The 5,620-nt window shown below is 45.8% G+C and carries 5 protein-coding genes; 1 reads left to right on the plus strand and 4 read right to left on the minus strand.

Annotated features, from left to right (window positions below; genetic code table 11):
* Positions 1–141: 141 nt before the first annotated feature.
* Positions 142–1,167 (minus strand): amino acid ABC transporter substrate-binding protein, encoded by a 1,026-nt coding sequence (locus tag KDK18_RS00220; RefSeq protein ID WP_257252349.1) that lies wholly within the window; start codon positions 1,165–1,167, stop codon positions 142–144.
* Positions 1,168–1,418: 251 nt separating this feature from the next.
* Between KDK18_RS00220 and folE the strand changes: the two genes are divergently transcribed.
* Entirely contained in the window at positions 1,419–1,976 is a 558-nt protein-coding gene (gene folE, locus KDK18_RS00225) for a GTP cyclohydrolase I FolE (RefSeq protein ID WP_257252351.1), read from the plus strand.
* A gap of 46 nt (positions 1,977–2,022) precedes the next feature.
* On the opposite strand, the gene KDK18_RS00230 is transcribed toward folE, so the two are convergent.
* The 3 genes from KDK18_RS00230 to KDK18_RS00240 all read right to left on the minus strand — a co-directional run.
* The gene (locus KDK18_RS00230; protein ID WP_257252352.1) at positions 2,023–3,318 is read right to left on the minus strand and encodes an RING finger protein; all 1,296 of its coding nucleotides are present in this window, start codon (positions 3,316–3,318) and stop codon (positions 2,023–2,025) included.
* A 423-nt stretch (positions 3,319–3,741) separates the two neighbouring features.
* Positions 3,742–5,193, minus strand: a complete 1,452-nt coding sequence (locus KDK18_RS00235) for an RING finger protein (RefSeq protein WP_257252354.1) — start codon at positions 5,191–5,193, stop codon at positions 3,742–3,744.
* A 247-nt stretch (positions 5,194–5,440) separates the two neighbouring features.
* Positions 5,441–5,620: RING-HC finger protein (locus KDK18_RS00240; protein WP_257252355.1), on the minus strand; the 180-nt coding region annotated here is incomplete at its 5' end.

A 5,620-nucleotide genomic window follows, 5' to 3' on the forward strand; every position in this document is an offset into this window, starting at 1 on the left:
CCTCAATTTCTTGCAATCCTCGCTACGGACGCTTAAGTCCGACAGGCTGCTAGAAGTTTTTGCCAGAAGCATTTGCTAAAGGCATCTCATAGCAGAAAGCTGACAGCCCAATTCATTTGGACCACCAGCCTTACAGGACTCTTAGCGGAAAGGAGGTGCGTAGAGGATACCGCCCTGGCTCCACTGGGCATTGAGACCACGCTCAATTTTCAGGGGAGAGGATGCGCCGATATTACGCTCAAAGACTTCACCATAGTTACCCACTTGCTTCACGACCTGGTAAGCCCAGTCATCCTTGAGGCCCATGCCCTTGCCCTTGGGGCCTTCAATACCCAGGAAGCGGCGAATGGAAGGATTGGTTGAAGACTTGCTCTTGTCGATATTGGCCGAACTCAGCCCCAGCTCTTCGGCATTGATCATGGCGAACAGAGACCACTTCACAATATTGAACCATTGGTCATCACCCTGACGAACCAGTGGTCCCAGAGGCTCTTTTGAAATCACTTCAGGCAGCACAACGGCTTGACCTGGCTTCGACAAACGCAGTCTCAGAGCATAAAGCTGGGACTGGTCTGAAGTCAGGACATCACAACGACCTGAATCAAACCCTTTGGCCGTACCGTCGGAGGTATCAAAGACAACAGGCTGGTACTTCATGCCATTGCTGCGAAAATAATCTGCAAGGTTCAACTCAGTGGTCGTACCGGACTGAATACAGATCGCAGCACCGTCCAGTTCTTTGGCACTGGTGACACCCAGCTCTTTTTTCACCAAAAAGCCCTGACCATCGTAATAGCTGACACCGGCAAAGTTCAGACCCAATGAAGCGTCACGGGTGAGTGTCCAGGTGGTGTTACGGGAAAGCATGTCGATTTCACCTGACTGCAGAGCGGTAAAACGCTCCTTGGCCGTCAGGGGTATGTATTTAACCTTGGAAGCATCGCCCAAAACCGCCGCTGCCACGCCACGGCAGACATCCACATCGATGCCAGACCATTGCCCCTTCTCATCAGGCGTTGCAAACCCCGGCAGTCCGGTATTGACACCACAACTCAGGTAACCTTTGCTTAACACGGTTCCCAGAGTGTCGCTATCGGTCTCCGCCTGGGCACTGGCCGCTGCCAGCATAAGAACAGGTGCCACCCATTTTGTGAGTTTTCTTATCATAATCGATCCCGTTTGTTATTTTTTTTTACTACTTTTCAGTAGGCATCTGATACCCGCGAACCTTACCGCTATTGAACAGGACTGGCAACCCCAGCCACTAATAAAGCTCTCAGGAACTGAAATCGTTCCACACAGCCCCCTTTATGTTAAACTCGGGCCACTTTTTTACATGAACTTCTCGTGAAAGACAGGCTGTGTCAGACCTCTGCCCTCTTCATGTCACTACTTTTCATGTCAATACTGAGCGACCCATGACCGAACAACTGAGCGAATACTACAAAGCCATCCTTGAATCTCTGGGGGAGGATATTCACCGGGATGGCCTGAAAGACACCCCCAGACGTGCCGCCAAGGCCATGCAGTTCCTGACTCGCGGTTATGAGCAAAGCCTTGAGGATATTGTCAATAACGCAGTGTTCGAATCCGACATCAGTGAAATGGTGGTCGTCAGGGACATTGAGCTGTACTCCATGTGCGAACACCACATGCTGCCATTTATTGGCAAGTGCCACATTGGTTACATACCTGATGGCAAAGTGCTCGGCCTCTCCAAGTTCGCCCGCATTGTGGATATGTTCGCCCGTCGTCTTCAGATTCAGGAAAACATGACCAGACAGATTGCCGACGCTATTGTTGAGGCTACCAGTGCGAAAGGGGTCGGCGTTGTCATTGAAGCACAGCACATGTGCATGATGATGCGCGGTGTCGAAAAGCAGAACTCTTCCATGACATCCTCTGTCATGCTGGGTCTGATGCGTGAAAATCAGCCTTCCCGTGAAGAATTCCTGCAGTTTATCCGCAACAAATAAACCGTTGTCGTATAAAGGAGCTTTGACAACAGACAGTTAAACTTCTTCAATGACGGGGCATGAAGAATATCGTCCTGTATGATTCCGGTTTTTTCCGGCAAAAGGGACACCCCGTCTGCTCCCGTACAAATCGCTCAGCACAATTCTTGCACATACCGGCGTGTCCACAACTTTCTAATACCGTCATTTCTTGCGGTGGCTCGAAACAAACCGGACACTCTATGATTCCTCCCGGTGCGCCTCCAACTGCACCCGCTTCCTCCGTTGCAGTTTGGCTTGCTAATTCCTCTCGTAGTTGGGTTATCAGTTCACTTTGTTGTTGAATGACTGTTGCCGGGTCCTGATGATCAGAATACGGCTCCCCATCAGAAGCCTCAAACTCAAACTCAACCTCAACTTCATCCCCACTGTCTGAACCATAATCGGTTAGATAGTCCGAGCTTTCTGACGATGATATCTCTGATATTGAAGGTTCGGGGTCAATACCCAAAATACCGTGTGTAAACTCTTGCATGCCTCTCAAGTCGAGCATAAGCGGAGGTACGGGGCATGAGCGCCCGTTGGGGCAAAAGCGGGCTATATTGCTGTAAATGATGCCCAGAAGCTCGTATGGCAAGTAATTTATCAACAATTTTTTCAGTGTATCTGGCCACCACTTAATTCCTGAGTTCATATGCTCGAAAGCTGCTGATGCCATTGTATTTAAACCAATCAGAAGTGCTGTTTCTGCATCCAGTCCGGCTGTAGTGAATAAATAGGCAACGCTGTGCGGATTATCATATTCGTGGATATTTCTGGGAAGCAACACTCCGGAGAATGCCCGAGCGTAACTTTTTCTGGTATAGCCGTTATGCAGCACGCTAAAGTAGGCATATAAGTCACTCTGGGAAAGAAAGTGGGGACCAAGAAAAGCAAGAAACATAAGGACTAAACCATTATTAACACCAACAGAATTGGACTGATTTTCTGCCGAATCTGAATAGAAATAATGGCAATAAGGATTATTTCTGCCATCTATGTTCTCAGACAAAAACAATTGTTCAAAGAGGCTTTTTGCCATTGCATTGATTAACTCTTTGTTTTCCGGGCTTTGTCCATTGAGCATGCTGATATTTATATCGAAAATACTATGCATTAGTCTCAGCATTGTTTGAATTCGACCTCTTCGATATAGAGGATTACCCAGATTCACATAATTAAAATAAAAGTTGATCAGATGTGTAAAGTCTTGCTCAGCCACCTCGTAATTTTCACAGGTTTCCAGCCGCTCATCTCCAGACAGATCGTCAGAGGTTAAATTAAGCCTGAAAAAGCCAATACGGATATTTTCAAGTGGACTCATGACGGGTTGTCCTGTTCGCCTTTGTTTTTTTGAAGGCGGTTTCCAGTTTGTCTTTTGATACTGGCGAAATCCTTCAAGATCATAGGTATCATTTGCCAGCCCCTGCTGATAAACAAACAAACACACTGAAAACAAAAGCGTCTTTAAGGCACATGGAATGGTCATACTTTCACCGACATTCATTAAAACATCTGTACTACTATTAATGAGCTTTATGTAAGCGTCCTTAGCACCTATTTGTATAGGCCATAGGGACCAATAGAAAAAGCTGATTCGGATGTTTCCATTGACACCAGTCACCTGGAATCTGGTCCCGGATGTATCCACACGCATCAGTTACCATCCGGAACGCGATATCCAAGAGCTGATCAAACGAATCTGGAAAAAGAAGCATCAGGCAATACAATGGCTCTGTTCGCACATTCAATAAAAAGACTTGTCGATAACCTTGATGTATGACAACGGTGTTCCCCGACAGAACGGACAGCCCCTCTGCTCATCTATAATACGCCCGGCACAATCTTCACAAAAACCAGCGTGTCCACAACTTTGTAACACCCTGATGTCTTCCACTGGATTGAAACAAATTGGACATTTTTTGATTCCTCCTGAAGCACCTCCAACTGCGCCGGCTTCGCCCGTTGCAGGTTGGCTTGCTAATTCCTGTCTTAGCTCGGTTATCAATTCATTTTGTTGTTGAATGACTGTTGACTGATCCTGATGCTCAGAATCCGACTCCTCAACAGTGAGATCACTCTCTGAACCCTCACTGTCTGAACACTCAGAATAATCCACAAGAAAGACCAGACTTTCTGACGATGACGCCTCCAACATTCCGGGCACGAGGAAAATACCCACAATACTGAATATAAAGTGTTGCATGCCGCTAATGCTATCCGCGCAATACATAACCCCGGGTACAGGACACGAGCGTCCAGAGCGGCAATGACTGGCTATATTGCTGTAGATAATGGGCAGAAGCTCGTTTGGCAAACACCCTATCAACACAGTTTCCAGTGTCTCCAGCGAGACCCGTCCTAAATCCATGCGCTGAAAAGCGGCTGATGCCATTGCAGTTAAACCGATTAACAGTGCTGTTTCTGCGTCCAATCCGGCTGTATTTAACTGATTGGCAAGGCTTTGCGGAGAATTATATTCATTGATATTTTTAGAAAGCAACCCAGTGTCGAATGCTTGATCGTAGCTTTGTCCTGTATATACGTTATGCAACAGAGTAAAGTGGCCATGAAGTCGATTCTTATAGAGAAAGTGGGGACCAAGAAAAGCAAGAAGCATCAGGACCAGACAGTTGTCAACACCAACATAGTTGGATGTATGTTTTTCCGGAACGGAATAGAAATAATTGTAATAAGGATTACTTCTGCCATTTATCTTGGCAGACATAAACAATTGTTCAAAAAGACTTTTTGCCGTTTCATTGATTAGCTCTATCTCTGCCCGGTTTCGCCCATTAATCATATTTATATTAATAGCGAATATATGATGTATTAGTCTCAGCATTTTTTGAATGCGAACTTTTCGATTTTGAGGATCACCCATACCCACATAATTAAAATAAAAATTACCCAGACGTTTAAAGTCTTGTTCAGCAACCTCGTAATTTTCACAGATTTCCAGTCGTTCATCTCCAGATACATTGCCAGAGGCTAAATTAAGCCTGACAAAACCAATGCGGATGTTTTCAAGTGGGCTCTGACCTGTATGACTTTGTTGTTTATTTGAATGCGGCCTTGAGTTCGTCTTGTGATAATTGCGAAACTCTTCAAGGTCATAGGTGTCGTTTGCCAGTCCCTGCTGATAAAAAGACAAACACACTGAAAACAAAAGCGTCTTAAAAGAATACCCTAAGGTCATATTTCACCTGCATTCGTTAAAACAACTGCACTGCCGAGCTGCAATTTGTCCATAACAAATATACTGCTGTCGTATACATAAGCCTTGAAGAATGACTTATTCCGGGCTTTGCATACAGACGGTTTAGTCCCGTTTTCTTTCACTCCACAAAAGTTTATAACCATCGTTGTCGCTTATAGAAGGTACCAATAATGGGCACAAGATGTGTCTGTCATTCTCAAGCAACAGACTAGCACTGTTCGCACATTCAATAAAAAGACTTGTCGATCACCTTCATGTATGACAAAGGTGTTTCCCGGCAAAACGGGCAGTCCCTCTGCTCATCTACAATTCGCCCGGCACAACCCTCGCAGAAACCAGCGTGCCCGCAACTTTGTAACACCATAATGTCTTCCACCGGGTTGAAACAAATTGGACATTTTTTGGT

It is taken from the genome of Endozoicomonas sp. SESOKO3 (assembly GCF_024606255.1).

What these genes read in the sequence shown, in the direction of transcription:
- KDK18_RS00230 (WP_257252352.1), bottom strand. Translation starts at nt 3,318, where the DNA reads ATGAGTCCACTTGAAAATATCCGTATTGGCTTTTTCAGGCTTAATTTA.
- KDK18_RS00235 (WP_257252354.1), bottom strand. Translation starts at nt 5,193, where the DNA reads ATGACCTTAGGGTATTCTTTTAAGACGCTTTTGTTTTCAGTGTGTTTG.
- KDK18_RS00220 (WP_257252349.1), bottom strand. Translation starts at nt 1,167, where the DNA reads ATGATAAGAAAACTCACAAAATGGGTGGCACCTGTTCTTATGCTGGCA.
- folE (WP_257252351.1), top strand. Translation starts at nt 1,419, where the DNA reads ATGACCGAACAACTGAGCGAATACTACAAAGCCATCCTTGAATCTCTG.